This is a genomic window from Synechococcus sp. WH 8016 (assembly GCF_000230675.1).
In the GTDB taxonomy this organism is placed as follows: Bacteria; Cyanobacteriota; Cyanobacteriia; order PCC-6307; family Cyanobiaceae; genus Synechococcus_C.
The window spans coordinates 363,357-381,454 of sequence record NZ_AGIK01000001.1 but is presented as its reverse complement, the minus strand read 5'-3'; the positions used below and the strand labels follow the sequence as shown (position 1 = coordinate 381,454).

The following is an 18,098-nucleotide window of genomic DNA, read 5'->3' as shown; positions in this document are numbered from 1 at the left end:
GCCCATCTCTTTTACTCAGATCATCGCGGCAAGCTGAATGGGGCGTCGGATCACACTTGAACTACCTGATCATCTCGTTGATCGCCTCGACGAGCTGAAAAAGGAGTGGTGCATCAGGTCCAGAGGCGATTGCTTAACGCGATTGTTGGAAGAGATCTGGACGGACGAGCCCGATCTTGAAACCGATCTCGAGACACCTGTTGATGGTTTTCTCGACACCGGCGGCATCGAAGATTCAGAGCTGTTGTCGGTCACGACCTCCACGGATGCAGTGGGATCCGAGCAAAGCCCGCGAGCAACGGAACCCTCGTACGACGAAGACCGGGCCATCGTCTTGGTTCGCCGTCGTCAAGAGCCTGAGACGCAAGACATCGCTGCGGTGCTATCCGCCGACACGAGTCAACCCAAGGACAACAGCACGAAAAGTCGAGGCATCGACTTACCGGGATTTGTGCGCAGCCGCACGCAGGCCATCCGAACCAGCCTGCAACATCCAAAAGCGCCAGAAGAACGACGCGACAGTCCCTTTGTCCCCGTGGTCAGCTTTGATCACCTCACCGCTTGCAGCGATAAGGCCATTGAACATTGGACCAATCTCTATGGATCGAAACCCGGAGCAACGGTGCTGGAGGCGGTGATGCTCTGGATGGCTCGAGATATTTGGCCCCAATTGGATGGAAGCGAGGGACGCACCTTCACCTGGAGCCAGGTAAACCAATCGATGCAGGATGCCTGCGCTGAATGGTCCGTTCAATCTCCAAAATTTGAACATGTGATTGTCGCTGCTGCCGTTCTCGAAGATCCGTTTGCCGCCGGCAGCGTGGCAGATCGGATCCCAACCTTGATTCGTCGGTTTGTGAACCGCTTCAAACGGAGTCGGCGTGTGACTTCTTTTGAAACCTTGGAATCCACCATGACCCTGCATGGAGCCTTGCGCTTGCTCGATCTGCCCACGCAAGCTGGAGCATCCCTCACACTGCGCTCCATCCGAGATGCGTACAAGAAAAAGGCGATTGAAGCCCATCCAGATGCAGGTGGCTCTACGGATGGAATGAGACGACTGAATGAGGCTTATCAGATGTTGCGGGAGCTCTACAGAGACAAAGAGTCGCAGTCGTCTTAGTCGAGTCAATTCATAGGACTCATTACAAGACCTAGCTGAGACGCATCAGACTTTATTGTCTCGGCCTAGTCCCAAATCAAGACCCATATTGAGTCCCAGGCAAGACCCACGATCAATTGTTGTTATCGCATCACTTTTCCATCGTTTTAAATGCGGGAGCCACCCAATCCCTTGTCGCCTGAACTAATAAAAACCACATCGTCATCCAGACCTAAAGCTCCATCGCTCTTCGAATCGCGATCGGATCGGCATGCGCAAGCTGTCCAAGCCTTCCAATCCCGTGTCCAAGCCAACCCTGGCCAAAGCCAAGAGCAACCAGGGTAACGGTTTTTAAGTTTGCGTACCTGCTGTAGACACAGTGACGCAAGCCGATTGGCCTACCGCGCCAGCTCACTGAGCCAAGCAAACGGGCGAACAATCAACAGCAGAGACCAAGCCCTGGCCCCAACAAAACGTGTCTTAACAGTCGCGAGCAAGACGCATCCTTAGTCCTATTTCAAGTCCAAATCAAGACTCGCGATGCGATCAAAGGACGCGTTCCGTACGCTTGGCCATGAGAAGTTCCGCCCAGCAACACCTGGCACCCACAACATCAAACCTTGCCAACCAAGGGATCGCTTTCACTCCTAGCAACACTTCCATGAGCAGCCCCCATGAACAGCGCCCCATTACTGGGTTGCAGTAGTAGCAGCTAGGACTAGAAATAAGACATATCTTGAGTCTCACTTAAGACACATAAAAGCGAGATTGGTGGTTGTTGGCATTAAAAAAGCCGCCTGTTTGGGCGGCCATTGGATCAAAGGAAGACGGTTTAGGTCGAGGTCTGCATCCCTTGGATGAGGTAATCAAAGTAAGGAGCCGCAAGTGATTGCTGGTCTTCTGAAAGAAGTGCCAGGGAAGCCTCTCTCATGCAGCGCATGGCTTCCACCATTCCAGGCATCGGAACACCAAGACTGTTGTACATCTCGCGGGCACCCACAAGACCAATCTGTTGGATGAGCTCGGTGCTGCCTGCCAAAACGCCGTAGGTCACGAGGCGAAGGTACCAGCTGTAGTCCCGCAAGCACTGGGCACGCTGCTTCTGACCGAAGGCGTTGCCTCCAGGCGCAACGTATTCAGGTTTTCGACTGAACAGCTGTTTCGCTGATTCGTCGACAATTTTCTTCTCGTTCTCAGTGAGACTTCGAACAACCGATAAACGAATCGAACCCTGGCTGAGGAAATCAACCATTGATCGCAGTTCACCGCTGCTGGGGTAACGCAGATCGTCATCTGCTTGGAGAATCAGATCCCGAACAACGCTCATGTCAGCTGGCAAGCTTGAATGAGTCTAGAGCTATCGATCGCTTCGCATGAATTTGCAGCGATTGGTGTTACGCCTTTGCAATGGCCCAGTCCTTGAGCGACCCACCAGTAGCTGGTCAAATCATCACCGTTCTGGGCACCGATCTCAATCACCAGGGCCTGGGATTGGCTCGCTGGCAAGGCTGGGTGGTGGTCGTTCCCCAGTTGCTTCCAGGGGAAGAGGCCCAGGTGCAATTGCTGCAACGCAAGAAGTCTCAATGGTTTGCGCGCCATCTCAAAACGTTGGTGGCAGCCCCAGGCTCGAGAAAAGCTCCGTGCATCCTGGCCAAAGACTGTGGGGGGTGTTCTCTCCAACACCTCGAAGAAAGCATTCAGGGGGAATGGAAGCGCAACCGTCTTGAACAAACCCTGAAACGGATCGGTGGGATTGACATCCAGTCCCCGGACCCGATCAACGGCGATCTTGAGCACTTGGGCTATCGCAATCGTGCTCTGATTCCCCTGCTTCGACAAGAGGATCAGCTGCGGTTGGGGTACTACCGCCGTGGCAGCCATCGAATCGTGAACCTCAATCGTTGTCCTGTCTTAGACCCACGCATCGATGCCTTAATCAAACCCCTGAAGCAAGACCTCGAAGCCAGTGGTTGGCCAGCCGATGCTGACTTGCGTGGAGAACCCGGTCTTCGCCACCTTGGTTTGCGCGTAGGTGTGCGAACAGGCGAAATCCTGATCACCTTGGTCAGTGCCACACCCGAACTCAAAGGGATCAAAGAACTGGCCTTGGAGTGGATGAACCGTTGGCCTGCCGTAGCAGGTGTGACCCTGAACCTGCAACCGCGCCGGAGCAATACCGTGCTCGGAGCGATCACCCACACGCTCGCTGGTCGCGATTGCATCAGCGAACGCTTCTGCGATCTTCAACTCCTGCTTGGAACCACCACCTTTTTCCAAATCAACACCGCTCGTGCCGAGCAGATCGTGATTGTTTTGCGGGAGTGGCTGCTTCAGCGTGAAGGATGCAAGCGCATCATTGATGCCTATTGCGGCATCGGGACGATCAGCTTGCCCATCGCTGCAGCTGGCATCGGCGTGGTGGGGCTTGAGATCAATCCGGCCTCAGTCCAACAGGCGCGCCAAAACGCGGCCTTAAATGGACTTACGGATGCCCGCTTTGAAGCCGGCGACGTGGCCTCTCTGCTGAGTGATTCCCTGCCAGATCACGATGCCCTTGTGGTGGACCCACCGCGAAAAGGATTGGCAGCAGATGTGCTCGAAGCCATTCTGAACTGTCCACCCAAGAGCCTGGCCTACCTGAGTTGTGACTCAGCAACCCTGGCGAGGGACCTCAAGCGCCTGGTCTCAGACGATGGTCCCTATGCCATTGATCGCATTCAACCCGTGGACTTTTTTCCCCAGACAACCCATCTGGAATGCCTGGTCCTTTTGAAGCGCATCAACTGCGAAGTTCAACCTTGAATTGTTTGACCAAAGCCTGTCGAACCTTCTCTTGCACGGGCTGAAGCTGCTCATCGGTGAGCGTGCTGTCCTTGCCGCGATACCGAAGCCGGAATGCTTGGCTGCACTGATCATCAGGGAGTTGACCACCTTCAAACCGATCAATCAACTCGACACTTTCGAGAAGGGGCTTCCCCGCTTTCCGAATGGCCTGCATCAGGTCAGCAGAGGGCAATGTCTTTGGCACAAGCATGGCGAGATCTCGTTCCATCGCTGGGAGCGTTGAGAAGGCCTTGAAGGAAGGCACCCAGCGATTGCGACGCGTTACCGCTTCCAGGAGACGGTGCAAATCCAGATCAAACAAATAGGTGGCATCAGGGAGCTCGTACTGAGCACACAACATGGGGTGAAGCTGACCAAAGCAACCAAGGGCTCGGCCTTCCACCATCACCGCTGCAGCCCGACCGGGATGGAGCCGCGGATCGTCCGATAAGGGGCGGTCGTTGGTTTCCAAGCCCAAGGAATGCAAAACGGAGGCGAGTGCTCCACGAGCCATGTAGTAATCGGGGGCGAGGGCCTTACCGCTTGTCGCCCAGCGTGAAAGACGCCGTTCTCCGCAAATCACCCCACCAAGGCGGGCTGTCTGCACAATCTCCTGGCCCTTCGGCTGGAACACATGGCCGATTTCAAACAGCCAACAACCGGGCTGGGAGGCCTGCAGGTTGCGTTGACAGACCTGGAGATGCTCCTGCCAGAGCGCGGTTCTGAGATGGCTGGTTTCGGCCAACAATGGGTTGCTAATCGGAATCCGATTGGGATCATCCGCATCTGCTCCAGTAAGCGATAAGCAGGTGATCTCTTGGAGGCCAGCACTACAAAGCCGACGGCGCAAACGGCGCTCCGCCTGCTGCATATCTGTGAGACCACCGGGCACCAAAGGATCAGGCAAGTGAGCACCAAAACAGTCGAAACCGACAAGACGAGCCACCTCTTCAATCAGATCCACCTCCCGAAGCAGGTCCATCCGACGGGAAGGAGGCACCACCACCGACCAACCATCCTCTGAAGTCTTGAGCTCACAACCAAGCGCAGACAGACACGCCTCCACCTGTTCATCACTCACATCGGTTCCTTGATCGTCGTCAGAAGCCAAGGGACCCAGCAGTTGATGAATAGCATGACGTCTCAGGTTCACCACGGGTTCTGGCCCTTCCTCAGCACAGCACTGCCAACTGCGGCCTGCCACACCTCCCAGAAGTTGTTCCATCAGTTCCAGCGCCCGTCCGGCTGCTGGCAAGGTGATCTGACGCGGCAAGCCCTTCTCGTAACGGGAACTAGCGTCCGTACGCAGACCTGTTGCCCGGCTGCTGCTACGGATCGAAGCGGGAGTGAATAGGGCTGATTCCAACCAGATTTTGTTGGTAGTGGCCGTCACACCGCTCTCCGCACTGCCGATCACCCCTGCAATCGCGACCGGTCGATCACGACAGGTCACCAGCTGAACACGATCGTCCACTTCGATGGTGCGACCGTCTAAGCCCGTGAACGGTTCCTTGGCCCGGCCTTGCCGAAGGCCGAAATCAGAAGGCTTTAGGTCGCTGCCACAGAGCCGCTCCAAGGCATCAAGATCGAAGGCATGCAGGGGTTGGCCTTGTTCCAACATCACCAAATTGGTGATGTCCACAATCGCGTTCACAGGGTTCACGCCCGCCCGCAGAAGTCTCTGTTGAACCCAAGCAGGAGCGTCTTTGCCACCATCAAGACCGCTCACTTCGGTTAAGGCGTACACGCCCCCCTCCTTCATGGCGGCAGCGTGTTCCTCGGAAGGGTTCAAGTCGGCTGTCAACTCTGGAGCCACAGGCTTGGGCAATTGCAACGCTGCTCCGGTCAGTGCCGCCACTTCCCTGGCGATTCCTGTCATCGACAGACCGTCTGGTCGATTCGCGGTGATCGCCAATTCCAGAACGGTGTCATCCAAGCCAAGGCATGACGCCACGGCTGTACCCGGTGCTGGAAGGCTGTCCAGCAGATCATCTAAGACCGCAATGCCGTCAACATCCGTGGGTTGCCCGAGCTCGGCGAGCGAACAAATCATTCCCTGACTGGCGACCCCACGCAGCTCACCAGCCTTAATCGTGAGATTGACCGCAGGAAGGACAGCGCCAATGGTGGCGACAGGCACATGGATGCCCGCCCGTACGTTGCTGGCTCCACAAACGATCTGAACGGTCTCCTCAGCCCCGATGTCCACAACACAGACACTGAGCTTGTCGGCATTGGGATGTTTGTCCCGCTCCAAAACGTGGCCCACCACAACGCCTTGAGCCAATCGACTCAAATCATCGATCTCCTCCACCTCAAATCCAGCCATGGATAGGCGCTCGCCTAGTTGATCAGCGGCTTCATTTACCTGGACGAGATCCTGCAACCAGGAAAGGGAGACCCGCACGTCAACGTTTCAATCAGAGGTGGATCCTACGAAGCACCGTGAATCGGCAAAAATTTGAATGGTGTCAGTCGAAGATGTAAAGTCGATCTTTGTTACTACGCTTCGCTACTGCGGCGCAACGTCCTTTATGGCTAAGAACAAGGGCGTCCGGATCGTGATCACTCTCGAGTGCACTGAATGCCGGTCCAATCCCGCCAAGCGTTCTCCCGGAGTGTCTCGCTACACCACCGAGAAGAATCGCCGGAACACCACCGAACGGCTGGAGATCAAGAAGTTCTGTCCCCACTGCAATAAGTCGACTCCCCACAAGGAGATCAAGTGACCTTGCAGGTCTTCATCCTTCAACAGCGTTCCTAAGTCATGTCTAGTTCCTTCTTTAAGAAGCGTCTTTCTCCGATCAAACCCGGAGATCCCATTGATTACAAAGATGTGGATCTTCTCAAGAAATTCATCACCGAGCGAGGAAAGATTCTTCCTCGTCGCCTGACCGGGCTCACGGCCAAACAACAGCGCGATCTCACGAACGCCGTGAAGCGTGCACGCATCGTTGCATTGCTGCCCTTCGTCAACCCTGAAGGCTGATCCACTGGCTTCGTCCTCTCTCCAACCAGGAGACCTTGTCGGCGTTCAAGAGTCGAAGGGGAACCAGTTGGCTGTTGTCGAATCCCTTCAAGGCAGCAAAGCGCGCCTGAAGCTCGGCTTTGATCGCAAATCGGTTGTCTTACCCCAGCGGCAACTCAATCTGCTCTGCCCCCTGCCTTCCGGAGCCGATCTCCCGGATGGACTGGGGGCATCTCCTTGGAATCTCAAAGCCGAGAACCTCCTCCCCTCTTGTCTCGACCGTCGCAGCTGGGGCGCAGCCTGGCTCTTACTGCAAGAGGAGGATGAGACCGTTGAGATTGAATTTTTTAGTGATCTGGTTTGCGGAGGAAGTAGTCCAAGCCAACTAGCGCTCTGTTGGCTTGCCTTGATGGGGCCCCAACTCTGGTTCCGTTACAAGCAAGATCAGATCAAAGCTCGCTCGGCCAAGGAACTGAAACAGCTGCGGCGTCAGCAACGACTCAAAACTCTTGAGCAGCAGAAAGAACAGCGTTGGAAACAGCTGTTGAGCAACCGACAACAGGTTGATCTTCCAAATCTCCCCCAGCTCCTCCGTGACAGATTCGAGCAGCTGAAAGACCTGATTTCAGGTTCCCTCGAATTTGGTCAACTTGACAAGACGGTTCAGCAAAGCCTGGTGGGTCTGCGTCTCGATCAAGACCGGGCTGAACTTCGACTGCTCTTGGTGGATCTTGGCCTTTGGGACCCTCATCAACTGGCATCGATGGCGGGCACAACCTGGTCATCGGGATTTAGCCCGGCACTACTTGAGGAAGCGGAACGCTTGGTGGAGCTCAACGCGTGCGAACGCCCAGGCGACTCCGAGCGCATCGATCTTTGCCATCAGCGCTGCGTCACCATCGACGATGAAGACACCCGTGATATTGATGACGGGATCGCGCTCGAGCGCTGTGATGATGGCAGTCAAAGAGTCTGGATTCATATCGCTGACCCGGGGCGACTGATCGAGGCAGGCTCAGCCCTCGATCTGGAAGCCAGACGCCGAGGTAGCAGTCTGTATTTGGCGAAAGGCAATCTGCCAATGTTCCCCGAATGCTTGTCGACGGGGCCTTTCAGTTTGCGTGCAAGGAAGCGCACCGCTGCCTGGAGCATCTGGGCTGAACTCAGCAGCGACGGTGAACTCGGAGATCACGGAATCCAACGCAGCTGGGTCCAACCCACCTATCGACTCAGCTACGAAGATGCCGATGAGTTGATCGAATTGGCACCTCCAGAAGACACCGATTTGGCGGAATTGGATGCGCTCCTCAGCCGGAGGCGTGACTGCCGAGTACGCCATGGAGCCTTGATCATGGATCTTCCAGAAGGCCGCATTCGTTGTCGAGATGGTCAGCCATCTCTCGAGGTGAGTGAACCTGGCAGATCGAGGCAGATGGTGGCTGAAGCCATGATCTTGGCGGGAGCGGTCGTGGCCCGATTTGCGGAAATCAACGACCTGGCCTTGCCGTTCCGCAGCCAACTGACTGCTGACCTCCCCCCCAGCTCCGAATTGGATGCTCTCCCAGAGGGAGCCGTTCGATTCGCCGCCATCAAGCGCTGTCTCAGTCGCGGAATCATGGGGACCCAACCCGCAGCCCACTTCAGCTTGGGACTTGCCTCCTATGCCCAAGCCACATCCCCCATTCGCCGCTATGGCGATCTCGTTGTGCAGAGGCAATTGCATGCCCTACTGAGCAGCAAGGAGAGTGGCGAAGAACCGCTTGACCGTGATGATCTACAAGTCCTCTTGAATGATTTCGATGCCGCAGTGCGAGAAGGCATTGGCATTTCTCGAGAAGATCAGCGCCATTGGCAGCAGGTTTGGTTTGAACACCATGGCAAAGAGCAGTGGGCTGCTCAGTTCTTGCGCTGGTTGCGTCCTCAGGATCAGCTTGGACTGGTGCGTATTGACGACCTCGCCATGGATGTGGCTGCTGAATGTCCACGCGATTCAGAACCCGGCGAGGGTCTGCTCATCACAGTGCAGCATGTGGACTCAGCGCGTGATCAGCTCAGACTTGTGGCCTCAGCTCACTAAAGATCTTCAGGTCAGGAAACATCCTTGGAGCCAAGCAGGCTGATCGCCCGCAACCAGGGCCCCCAGGGGTTCGCGACGGCGAGTAACTCAACAGCTTTTGGGCGGTCCTGATCCGCCAGCCAATCGCTCAGCTCGGGCTCAAGGGTGATCACGGGCCAACGGCAACCGTCCGACCGTTCCAGCGCATATCCAGCGTTGCCATCAGGCACGAGTGTTCCGGACCAAACGTCCTGTTGAGGCTGGGGAGGCAGAGCCATTGAAACCTGCTCCTCTGGACCGAGCCAACAACCATTCGATCCCAGTAGCTCAGGGTTTTCAAGACAGGCACGCTGTCTTTGTTGCCAATGCGGATGATGCCAGGGCGTATCCCAGAGCGGAACGATGCCAGAGGGGGCCATGGGCTCCTCGATTAAGAGGTCTTGAAGCAGGCGAACGGGCAGAGCAGCGAGTGAACAGCGGAGCCGAATCGACAGGGCCGCCGCTGCTCCAGCAGCCTGTCCCACATTGAAAATGAGCGGTTGGAGCCTTGTCGCCCCATTGGCCATATGGCTTGTACTGAAACCCTTATCAGCAGCCAGCAGGTTGTCCACGTCAGCACTCACGAGCGCTCGATAAGGAATGCAAAAGGGAGTTCCTGTCCAGCGGCCACCCCAGCGACAGCTCTTGGGGGCGAGCGGCCAATCCGATCCTGGATAGTGATGGTCATTGGCGTAATTACCAATCGCAATCGATTCCAGCTCTCCAGCGTCATTGAAGGGAAGGGCAGCGATCGATTGACCCGTTGCTTGAGGCAAGAGCTCCTGTTCAATCACGGTCTGAAGACCGATCATTCGCCGCCCCTCACGCCAGTAGGGCATCGCCGCCAGCCAACCAGCCGGGCTTCCAGCTCCGCGCGGAAAGGCCTCGCCGCGCCTTAACCAACCGGCTGTACACCGCTCAAGCTGATCGGCAAAACGCAGGCTATGGGCTTGCATCTCAGCCATCAGCTCCTGCTCGGCTTTGGAATCGACGGCGAAGGCACGCTCGAGACCCCGATGCCAATCATTGCCGTGCAGGGGCCAATTCAGCATCACCAATCCGCCAGGCAGGCGCCCATAACTGATGGTGCGCTCCAGGCCAAAGGCTGCGCAGGCCTGTTCAAAGGGCTCGGGCAATAACGGTGAGCCCTGTGGATCCACTCCTGAAGCAGGATCAGCCACGAGTCGATCGCTCTGCAACTGTCCCATCACCACCCAGGTGGGTGACTGCACGGACTGCTGCAAAAAAAAGTCTTCGCTCTTGAGGCGCTGCTCGCTGGGAGCACTTGGCTCCCCCCACAGCTCCTGAGGCTCCCAGCCCAAACGAAAGGGGGCCTCTGCCAAGGGCAGCAAATCTCCGCGATCACTGCCATCGATCAGCACATCGCAGCCAATGCGATGGACGTCAGCGGAGCGTTGAATCAGCACTGCCTGCACAGATGATCCAGAGCGCTGCACATCCAGCAGCCGACAATCCGCCCACCACTGAAGATTCGGAAGGGCGTGCACCCAGTTTTGAAGGATGGCCTCCGCTGTCGTTGGCCGGTAGCCAAAGCAGCTCACCCAGTTTTGATCGAGGCCCTCAGCCTCGGCTTGATACAAAGCCCTGAGGAAGGCACCCCACAGACCGGTCTGCCAGGGCGCCAGTTCATTGCCATCCGGACAACACACACCTGCCGTGCTGACCATGCCTCCTAGCCAGTGACCAGGCGTGAGCAGAAGGGTGTTGGCACCAGATCGAGCCGCCTGAACAGCAGCGGCAACCCCACCGGTGCCACCCCCCCAGACCACGACAGGGCTATGGCAGGTATGGGTGATCATGCCTGCGCTGAATCGCGACAGCTGATGCCATCAAGAGCAGGGGCGTGCTTGAGCTGATCAGCCAGATGATGCAACGCTGCAAGCCATGGAGACCTGGCTTCATCTTCAAAGGCAACGTTGAGAGTCGGCATGAAGGAGCAAGGGGGTGGCGAAGGGGGGTCGTTAGGATCCAAGGCCGGAAGGGGAACACCCCGAGAGGACCATGATTTATACCCTTACAACCCCTCTTTACTACGTCAACGACAAACCACATTTAGGAAGCACTTACACCACCATTGCCTGTGATGCACTGGCTCGCTTTCAGAGACTGGAAGGCAACGACGTGGTGTTTGTGACTGGCGTTGATGAACACGGTCAAAAAATCCAACGCACAGCCGCTGCTCAGGGAATCAGTCCCATCGATCACTGCAATCGGGTCACAGCCAGCTACGAAAAGGCCTGGAAAGAATGGGATATCAGCCACGATCGATTTGTTCGAACCACATCCGCTCGCCACTTGCCGCTGGTCCAACAATTTTTTCAACGCTGTGAAGCAGCTGGAGATATTCGCAGTGGACGGCAAACAGGTTGGTATTGCGTTGGCTGCGAGGAGTTCAAAGATGATCCTGCCGAAGCGACCAACCCGGCTTGTTCCATCCACCAGAAGCCATTGGAATGGAGAGATGAAGAAAACCTCTTCTTTTGTTTGTCCCATTTCCAAGAAAAGATTGAAGCCCTGCTCAGCCAGCCTGATTTCATTGCGCCAGCGAGTCGACGCAAAGAGATTCAAAATTTTGTAGCTGGAGGTTTACGCGACTTTTCCATTTCAAGGGTGAATGTGGACTGGGGATTGCCCGTACCGGGGCATCAAGGCCATACCTTTTATGTGTGGTTTGATGCCTTACTCGGCTACCTCACGGCTCTCTTAGATGACGGTGGAAGCATTGACCTAGAGCGCTTAAACGCTGTTGGCTGGCCAGCGGATCAGCATGTGATTGGCAAAGACATTTTGCGCTTCCATGCTGTGTACTGGCCGGCCATGTTGATGTCCGCAGGCTTACCTTTGCCCAAAAAGGTTTTTGGCCATGGTTTTTTAACCAGAGAAGGGCAAAAAATGGGCAAATCGATTGGAAATGTTCTTGACCCAGAAGTGCTCCTGAGTCGCTGTGGCACTGATGCCGTTCGCTGGTATCTCTTACGTGATATTCAATTTGGAGACGATGGAGATTTCCAGCAACAGCGGTTTGTTGACCTCGTTAATAATGACCTTGCCAACACCATTGGAAATTTGCTGAACCGAACATCTTCGATGTCTCGCAAATGGTTTAACGAGTGCACTCCCATCGTTGACGGAGAAGACAGCGATCATCATGCGTTACGCCAGGCTGCCGAAACAGCGATTGCTTCTGTCCGGGCAGCCATGCCCTCCATGGCATTTCAAAACGCGGCTGAGGCCATTCTTCAGCTCGCCATTCAAGCGAACGGATATCTCAATGATCAAGCACCTTGGAGCAAGATGAAAAAGGGTGGTCAAGACGCGCAAGTCGCCATCGACATATACGGGGTTTTAGAAAGCGCTCGACTCGTGGGATGGCTGTTGCAACCGCTGGTTCCCGATTTGAGTGAGCGGATTCTGACCCAGCTCAATCAGAGCTCATCAGCCACCTACTGGACGGGACAGCTGCAGTGGGGAGGCTTGGAATCGGGCCACCCGCTCCCCCAGCCACAACCGGTGATGCAACGATTGGAACTTGAAGAAGCACTGTGACCTTTGCCGAGCGATTCAACCACTTCAGATTGCTGAAAAGCAGCACCTGGATCACACCAGTGATTCTCAGCGTTCTCGTGCTGGGCTGCGCCTCCTCAACAGAGAACCGTTCAAAAACAGCTGCGCCGCTGCCATTTGTCTTTCGCAAACTAGAGCTCGAACAGAAAAAATCAAGCGGAGATATCGACTGGAAACTCTCAAGTCCTGAGGCGCGCTATGAACTCACTCGAAGATTGGTGAGGGCTAAGCGACCGGTTGGTGTTCTATACAGCAAAAACAAACCATCCTTCGAAATCAAGGCTGATTTTGCCGTAGTCATCAACGATGGCGAACAAATCATGCTTGAAGGCGATGTTCAACTTCAACAAATAAATGGGCAAAAGATTTTAATCAAAGGCGAAAGGTTGCGTTGGGAACCAGAACTTTCTCGCCTCATCATGGAACAACAGCCAAGGGCATTTGATGATCGTTCAAGAATCACCGCAACCCTTGCCATCCTTCTGCAAGATACCAATAGCCTCACACTCAGCGGCCCCGTCCAACTCGATCGCTGGCAAGACAAGCTTGCGCTCACTGTCAAACCAGATACAGCGGTACGCACAGGCAATGCCACCTGGAACCTCGAGAACGGTTCACTCAAGGCCAATGGACCAGTTCTGGGCCAACGCCGAGATCAGGAAGGAGTTGTTCTAGAGCAGCTGGAAGGGCGGGAATTAACAGGCAATACACAAAAAGGCCTGATCACAGTGAAATCTCCTGTGATTGTGACCATGCCAAAAAACAAAGGTCTCTTACGCGCCAAAGACACCAGCTGGAATTTCCGTAAACAAACCCTGAGTAGCAACGATCCATTTGAGGGTTTGATTAATCAAACCCAGATCAATGGCGAGAGTTTCCTTGCTGAACTCAATCAATCCACCGTGGTCATTCCCGAAGGCTGTCGCATCCAACAACCAGGAGAACAGTTGCAAGCGAGCCAATGCCGCTGGAATTGGGAAACCGACGAAGTGTTGGCAACGGGTGGAGTTCGCGTAGAGCGTGAAAGCAACAATCAAATCACCGAAGCAGAAACATTGAGCGGATCCGTGGGGGATGAGGGGTCACTTACGTTCACGGCACCGGGAAACAAAGTGCGTTCCCAGGTCACGATTGAGGAGGAGACAAACGATCGAGACCCAAACACACAACCATCTCAACCTCCAGTGCTGTTTTAAACGTTCTTGCTAAATGACTGGCTTCAACGCCCGGGGCACGAAAGGAGCTTGCATCGTTCGTCGCCGATCGTTGCCGATCGTTGCCGAAGCAGAACCTATCTCTCCAGCACTAGATCATTTTGGGCTGAGGCAAAGCAGGAACGCAACTGCTTAAAGCTCTCTGCTGCAATAAAAAACCCCGCTCGTGGCGGGGTGTGATGTAGTTCGTTGCTTGTCTTTGACTCAGAAGGTCGTACCACCAGGTCCTGAAGTACCGCCGAGTTGGAACTCAGGATGAACAACCATCTTGCCTCCACCAAGTACATGCAGCCTCTGCTTTCTCAAGTGAGGAATAAGACGTAGGTTTTGCGGAAGAATAGCGATGAACGACCTTGCCAATAATTGGAACAATCACGCTTAGAGACAGCAAGAAAATAACCGTCTTGCCTTTCCTGGACTTCCAATCCATCTTATTAGTGAATATGCCCATTACGCATGTTATCGGAAATGCTCAGATCCTTTATTGAACTAGGTCATCGTCACTAGCGTACCTCCAATGAGCCAGTTGTATCCACCACCAGCCACGCCTTCCAGTCTTTCTCTGAAATCTCATCTTGAGCCCTAGTGAAATGGTGTAATCGAAACATTTAAGCATAGATGTCTTCCAAGTCCTCCTGGAACGGAGATGTCATCAGCAGCTTGTTGATACCCAGTTCATTCTGCCAATCGATAATCGGTCGTTCCCAGCCATCTTCCCAACGAGGGGAGAAAAGTTCAGTAACCTCCTGGCCAACTGCAATGCCGAAACCGATTGCATCCCAGATCAGCCTGTGCTCATTTGGTTCGTAGGCACCGCGGAGCATCCATGATGAAAGAACTCCGATCTGATAGGGGCTTGATCCAGTGCTTGCATAAAACGCCGTCGCAGCAGCTTCACCTGCGACTGTGATCGGAAGACCGAGGATCGTGTGGTGAATCTCATGCAAACGTATAAATCTGGTTATCGCGAATTCTTCATCAGTTTGGGATTCTGATATCAGCGATTGATCAACTAAAAAAGAAAGCCCAAGTTTCTCCAGGCGGCGATGCACGCACCAACCAAGACTCCCTTTAGGCATAGCAGCCATTTGCTCAAGATCTGGCCATAGTGGTGAAGGCCGGTTGGCGAGTAGCTCCTGAACTTTTGGGATGGCTAGAACTCTTTCAATACAATCTTTCTCCAGTTTAGTTTGTCCTGGGATTGCAAAATATCTGCCGTGTTGAAAAATTTTTTCAGGCTGCTTTGCTGTTTGCAAAATGGAAACTGCTAACTTTGTAGCACTTTTAGAAAATGATGACCGCACGTAGTGTTGCTGTTCTGACATCGATTGATGAAACTCCTGCGCAAAGAGTAGATGTAACAACCTGAATCCAAATCCCTCTAACGGGGGGTATAAAACACGGCGCTTTCCCCCATTCAGGTGATTTTTAACTTCAGAGAAGTCAGTTAATGGAACAGGTTAGACAATGAGATGCCATCAGAAGAAATCACAAATTGACATTTTTAGAAACGGCAGCATCAGCATCAGCATCAGCAGCTGATTGAGCTTCCCCTAAAGATTGGTATCGCCTTTGGCCTTCTTCAAGAACTCATTGAGTGGCTCTTCTGACATCAACTCAAAGTGTATGTAGTAGTCATAGCAATGGTTTAGCCAAAACCCTGCTCAAGGCGGGATTGGTAAATCATGTCCTAAAAAGTATTCGCGATCAAGCAAGACCTAGTCGCAAGATGATGTTGAGCAAGATTAAGCTATGGAGCCTTTAATCACTGACCTATGAGCAAGAAAAGAGTTGTACTCCTCTACAGGGCATTAGGATCTGATTTGCGACCACAAAATCTCTGATTATCAAATGCTGCAATGATTAAAGAAACTGCAAATTTATTACTAGTTTCTCTAGTTATTCCTGTTGCAGTCGTTGCTCAAGGATTAAAGAGCTCCATAAAGCAATGCGGCCCGGAAGTCTATGATGCAATGGAAGGAGAGAGTCAATATACCTGTATTATTAAATCAGAAGTAATGCATTCAGACTCTACGAAGGGCTACCTCGAAGAGTGCGAAATTACATACTCAAGGAAATATGAGAGATGGTCTGGCAGGTTGGTAGATAGGGTAATCAATGAGGAATGTATATCTAAACTTAAAGAGCCAGAGATCATCATTGAGTATCCTGAAAATTGGCCTTAGCTATACCATTTTTAGCACAACCCCACTTGTATCGGTGGATTAGCAATAGCCGACATGCATATCATTAACAATAGATGTTTTCATGCATCCTTGTGGAAGTTGATTTGCTTCTGTAGTTTTAGACCTAAGCTCACTGCTTGGTCGTGAATGTGCAGCTGCAATCAATCCATATTCAATGGCAGTGGCGCCACCAACAATGGCAGTGAGTTGATCAAGGATGAACACACCATCTCCCAGTTCACAAGTGCTTGAAAGCAATGAAAAAAACCCACCGATTGGCGGGGCATTGCATTAAAACGGTTGACCTAATTAGGTCAACCATTGTTATTTAGACAATCGCAAAGCTGGGCATCAACTCTGCTCGCCTGAGCGATAGCCCTAAATCACAAATTTCACCCCAATTTGATCTTTCTCCAAAAACAGGGTTGAGGAATTCATCAACGCTTTCATCCCAGCAGCTGGTTTGAAAGTTTCCCTCATATAGATCGAACCATCAGTGAAGAGGAATCCACAAGACAGTAGCCAGTGCAATACGTTGATGCGCTTCCATTGGTCTAGATGTTCATGGAATGGCCATCTTCGGTCAAAGAATCCTCCTGAGTGGCCTGGATGTAGGTCCAGCAAACACGCAAACTGAAAACATAGACGAAACAATAGACACAAACGACACAACCCTCTTAGAACAGCATGGTGAGTTGAAGCAAACCGCTCACCGAGTCATCTTCAGCATCGCGGTCACCTACCAGAGGGAGCACGGTGATCGTAGGTTGGACATACAGCCAATCGGCTAGGGCGAGTTGCACATAACCCTGCAACATCAGCTCATTGGGATTGAACTCAACTTCCAAAAATGGTTGGCTACGGTTGATCTTCGCCCAGGAAATGCCGACACCCATGCTGTCGTTAGGACGGCTTTCCAAGAGCCCAATCGCCGTGAGTCCCGCCGTGGCAGAAGCACTCATCTGATTGCTGACGGACGGCGACCATCCAGTACTGAGGAAGCTCGTAATCCCACTGCTGTCTTGCTCAGGGCGAAAACTGGACAAACGCTGATTCATTAAGGCGTAGACCCCCCAGGCACCGAGCTCCGTGACGCAATTCGTGGGATTACCGGTTTGACAGACCACCGATTCACCCCCCTGAGACCAGCCACCCAGCCCAAAGGATCCTGGTTTGCGTGACTTGCCAACAACCCATCCACTTCCAACTTCAGCGATGCTGAACAGGGGGCCTCGTAGCGAAGGCGCATCGAGTCCGGTCTGGACAGATGCATCGCGAAGGCCACCACGTCCGTCGTAAATGCCGGCGCTGAAGTATGCACGATCCTCCAAAACATCTGGCTGAACGGTGATGGTCAGTCCAAGTGCGGAATTGGTATAGCCCGGTAAACGACCCAACAAGGTCGGCATGGAATAAATGGGAGTGAAAGCAAGGCTGGTGAGGTTGTTCACCTGATAGCGATCAACACTCGTTTTATCAGGTCTGTTGATGTTGGCGAAGGTGATACTGGCCGACTGCTTGCCAGCAATCACACGGACTCGTTCATCCCAGAAATCTTTACGAATGGCGAACTCAAACAGCTCCATACGGTTCAACGGCGGTGGCGTGGTCAGGCTGTTCGAGCCCTGCACACTGCCGCTCACCAGGCCAGCATCACTCGTGGTGTTCACCTGCAGACCCTGAATCCAAATCCAGGTGTGATCAAGACCGATGGCCTTACCGAGATCCAGACTCGCTTCCAGCAGCAGTTCTTGAACACCATTGGAGGCGTTCTGATCCGAAACACCCCCCGACCACTGGGATGTGCCATTGCCCACCCAAACACCACCAATGCGTAGAGCACCATCGGCAGGCAGGCCTAACAAACGCCCCAACCTGCCGGTACCCGGTGCTGTTTGTGATGCAGCCGGGTTGCTCGTTGGTGGGCTTGACTGAGCCATCACTGGCGCCACACCGAGCACAACGGTGGTGATCAAGGCGCGGATCACCGTTGCACCAAGAACCTGACCAACCTGCACCCAGAGCATGCCGACAAAGAACTGACATTGACAGCACAACATCTGCAGCTCAAAACGGCAAGGTTGTATGACTTCTCGCAGTCAAGAAGGGCTCGATCGATGACAAT

At 53.7% G+C, this 18,098-nt stretch carries 15 protein-coding genes; 8 read left to right on the top strand and 7 right to left on the bottom strand.

Annotation, left to right across the window (positions count from 1 at the left end):
• Positions 1-37: 37 nt before the first annotated feature.
• Positions 38-1,123, top strand: coding sequence for a hypothetical protein (locus SYN8016DRAFT_RS02015; RefSeq protein WP_006852560.1), 1,086 nt, complete (start codon positions 38-40; stop codon positions 1,121-1,123).
• Between the two features lie 146 nt (positions 1,124-1,269).
• Here the strand turns inward: SYN8016DRAFT_RS02015 and SYN8016DRAFT_RS15215 are convergent, their stop codons facing one another.
• Both SYN8016DRAFT_RS15215 and SYN8016DRAFT_RS02005 read right to left on the bottom strand, forming a co-directional pair.
• Positions 1,270-1,416: a hypothetical protein gene (locus SYN8016DRAFT_RS15215; protein WP_159098286.1), complete on the bottom strand. Its 147-nt coding sequence runs from the start codon at positions 1,414-1,416 to the stop codon at positions 1,270-1,272.
• Positions 1,417-1,934: 518 nt separating this feature from the next.
• On the bottom strand, positions 1,935-2,429 hold the full coding sequence (locus tag SYN8016DRAFT_RS02005; RefSeq protein ID WP_006852558.1) for an allophycocyanin subunit alpha-B: 495 nt from the start codon (positions 2,427-2,429) through the stop codon (positions 1,935-1,937).
• 80 nt (positions 2,430-2,509) lie between these two features.
• Here SYN8016DRAFT_RS02005 and rlmD point away from each other — a divergent pair, with 80 nt between their 5' ends.
• Positions 2,510-3,904: a 23S rRNA (uracil(1939)-C(5))-methyltransferase RlmD gene (gene rlmD, locus SYN8016DRAFT_RS02000; RefSeq protein ID WP_006852557.1), complete on the top strand. Its 1,395-nt coding sequence runs from the start codon at positions 2,510-2,512 to the stop codon at positions 3,902-3,904.
• Here rlmD and pheT read toward each other — a convergent pair.
• Positions 3,882-6,332, bottom strand: coding sequence for a phenylalanine--tRNA ligase subunit beta (gene pheT / locus SYN8016DRAFT_RS01995; RefSeq protein ID WP_006852556.1), 2,451 nt, complete (start codon positions 6,330-6,332; stop codon positions 3,882-3,884). The genes rlmD and pheT overlap by 23 nt on opposite strands.
• Before the next feature lie 127 nt (positions 6,333-6,459).
• Here pheT and rpmG point away from each other — a divergent pair, with 127 nt between their 5' ends.
• The 3 genes from rpmG to SYN8016DRAFT_RS01980 are packed head-to-tail and all read left to right on the top strand — an operon-like array spanning position 6,460 to position 8,970.
• Positions 6,460-6,654, top strand: a complete 195-nt coding sequence (rpmG, locus tag SYN8016DRAFT_RS14340) for a 50S ribosomal protein L33 (RefSeq protein ID WP_007102505.1) — start codon at positions 6,460-6,462, stop codon at positions 6,652-6,654.
• Between the two features lie 38 nt (positions 6,655-6,692).
• Positions 6,693-6,914 (top strand): 30S ribosomal protein S18, encoded by a 222-nt coding sequence (gene rpsR / locus SYN8016DRAFT_RS01985; protein ID WP_006041316.1) that lies wholly within the window; start codon positions 6,693-6,695, stop codon positions 6,912-6,914.
• Entirely contained in the window at positions 6,868-8,970 is a 2,103-nt protein-coding gene (locus SYN8016DRAFT_RS01980) for a ribonuclease catalytic domain-containing protein (RefSeq protein ID WP_006852554.1), read from the top strand. Before rpsR ends, SYN8016DRAFT_RS01980 begins: the two co-directional genes overlap by 47 nt.
• 11 nt (positions 8,971-8,981) lie before the next feature.
• Here the strand turns inward: SYN8016DRAFT_RS01980 and SYN8016DRAFT_RS01975 are convergent, their stop codons facing one another.
• Both SYN8016DRAFT_RS01975 and SYN8016DRAFT_RS15905 read right to left on the bottom strand, forming a co-directional pair.
• Positions 8,982-10,808, bottom strand: coding sequence for an FAD-dependent oxidoreductase (locus tag SYN8016DRAFT_RS01975; RefSeq protein WP_006852553.1), 1,827 nt, complete (start codon positions 10,806-10,808; stop codon positions 8,982-8,984).
• Positions 10,805-10,939 (bottom strand): hypothetical protein, encoded by a 135-nt coding sequence (locus SYN8016DRAFT_RS15905; protein ID WP_006852552.1) that lies wholly within the window; start codon positions 10,937-10,939, stop codon positions 10,805-10,807. Before SYN8016DRAFT_RS15905 ends, SYN8016DRAFT_RS01975 begins: the two co-directional genes overlap by 4 nt.
• Positions 10,940-11,010: 71 nt before the next feature.
• On the opposite strand from SYN8016DRAFT_RS15905, the gene metG reads away from it, so the two are divergent.
• Positions 11,011-12,555 (top strand): methionine--tRNA ligase, encoded by a 1,545-nt coding sequence (gene metG, locus SYN8016DRAFT_RS01970; RefSeq protein ID WP_006852551.1) that lies wholly within the window; start codon positions 11,011-11,013, stop codon positions 12,553-12,555.
• Positions 12,552-13,769: an LPS export ABC transporter periplasmic protein LptC gene (lptC, locus tag SYN8016DRAFT_RS01965; RefSeq protein WP_006852550.1), complete on the top strand. Its 1,218-nt coding sequence runs from the start codon at positions 12,552-12,554 to the stop codon at positions 13,767-13,769. Before metG ends, lptC begins: the two co-directional genes overlap by 4 nt.
• Positions 13,770-14,395: 626 nt before the next feature.
• Here lptC and SYN8016DRAFT_RS01960 read toward each other — a convergent pair.
• Positions 14,396-15,112 (bottom strand): Coq4 family protein, encoded by a 717-nt coding sequence (locus SYN8016DRAFT_RS01960; protein WP_006852548.1) that lies wholly within the window; start codon positions 15,110-15,112, stop codon positions 14,396-14,398.
• Positions 15,113-15,646: 534 nt separating this feature from the next.
• Between SYN8016DRAFT_RS01960 and SYN8016DRAFT_RS01955 the strand changes: the two genes are divergently transcribed.
• Positions 15,647-15,973, top strand: coding sequence for a hypothetical protein (locus SYN8016DRAFT_RS01955; RefSeq protein ID WP_006852547.1), 327 nt, complete (start codon positions 15,647-15,649; stop codon positions 15,971-15,973).
• A 677-nt stretch (positions 15,974-16,650) separates the two neighbouring features.
• Here SYN8016DRAFT_RS01955 and SYN8016DRAFT_RS01950 read toward each other — a convergent pair.
• Entirely contained in the window at positions 16,651-18,000 is a 1,350-nt protein-coding gene (locus tag SYN8016DRAFT_RS01950; protein ID WP_006852545.1) for a carbohydrate porin, read from the bottom strand.
• Positions 18,001-18,098: the final 98 nt, after the last annotated feature.

Coding starts and splice junctions, on each gene's coding strand:
- SYN8016DRAFT_RS01960 (WP_006852548.1), bottom strand. CDS start 15,112: ATGTCAGAACAGCAACACTACGTGCGGTCATCATTTTCTAAAAGTGCT.
- rpmG (WP_007102505.1), top strand. CDS start 6,460: ATGGCTAAGAACAAGGGCGTCCGGATCGTGATCACTCTCGAGTGCACT.
- SYN8016DRAFT_RS02005 (WP_006852558.1), bottom strand. CDS start 2,429: ATGAGCGTTGTTCGGGATCTGATTCTCCAAGCAGATGACGATCTGCGT.
- SYN8016DRAFT_RS15905 (WP_006852552.1), bottom strand. CDS start 10,939: ATGCCGACTCTCAACGTTGCCTTTGAAGATGAAGCCAGGTCTCCATGG.
- rpsR (WP_006041316.1), top strand. CDS start 6,693: ATGTCTAGTTCCTTCTTTAAGAAGCGTCTTTCTCCGATCAAACCCGGA.
- SYN8016DRAFT_RS01955 (WP_006852547.1), top strand. CDS start 15,647: ATGATTAAAGAAACTGCAAATTTATTACTAGTTTCTCTAGTTATTCCT.
- SYN8016DRAFT_RS01950 (WP_006852545.1), bottom strand. CDS start 18,000: ATGCTCTGGGTGCAGGTTGGTCAGGTTCTTGGTGCAACGGTGATCCGC.
- rlmD (WP_006852557.1), top strand. CDS start 2,510: ATGGCCCAGTCCTTGAGCGACCCACCAGTAGCTGGTCAAATCATCACC.
- metG (WP_006852551.1), top strand. CDS start 11,011: ATGATTTATACCCTTACAACCCCTCTTTACTACGTCAACGACAAACCA.
- SYN8016DRAFT_RS01975 (WP_006852553.1), bottom strand. CDS start 10,808: ATGATCACCCATACCTGCCATAGCCCTGTCGTGGTCTGGGGGGGTGGC.
- SYN8016DRAFT_RS02015 (WP_006852560.1), top strand. CDS start 38: ATGGGGCGTCGGATCACACTTGAACTACCTGATCATCTCGTTGATCGC.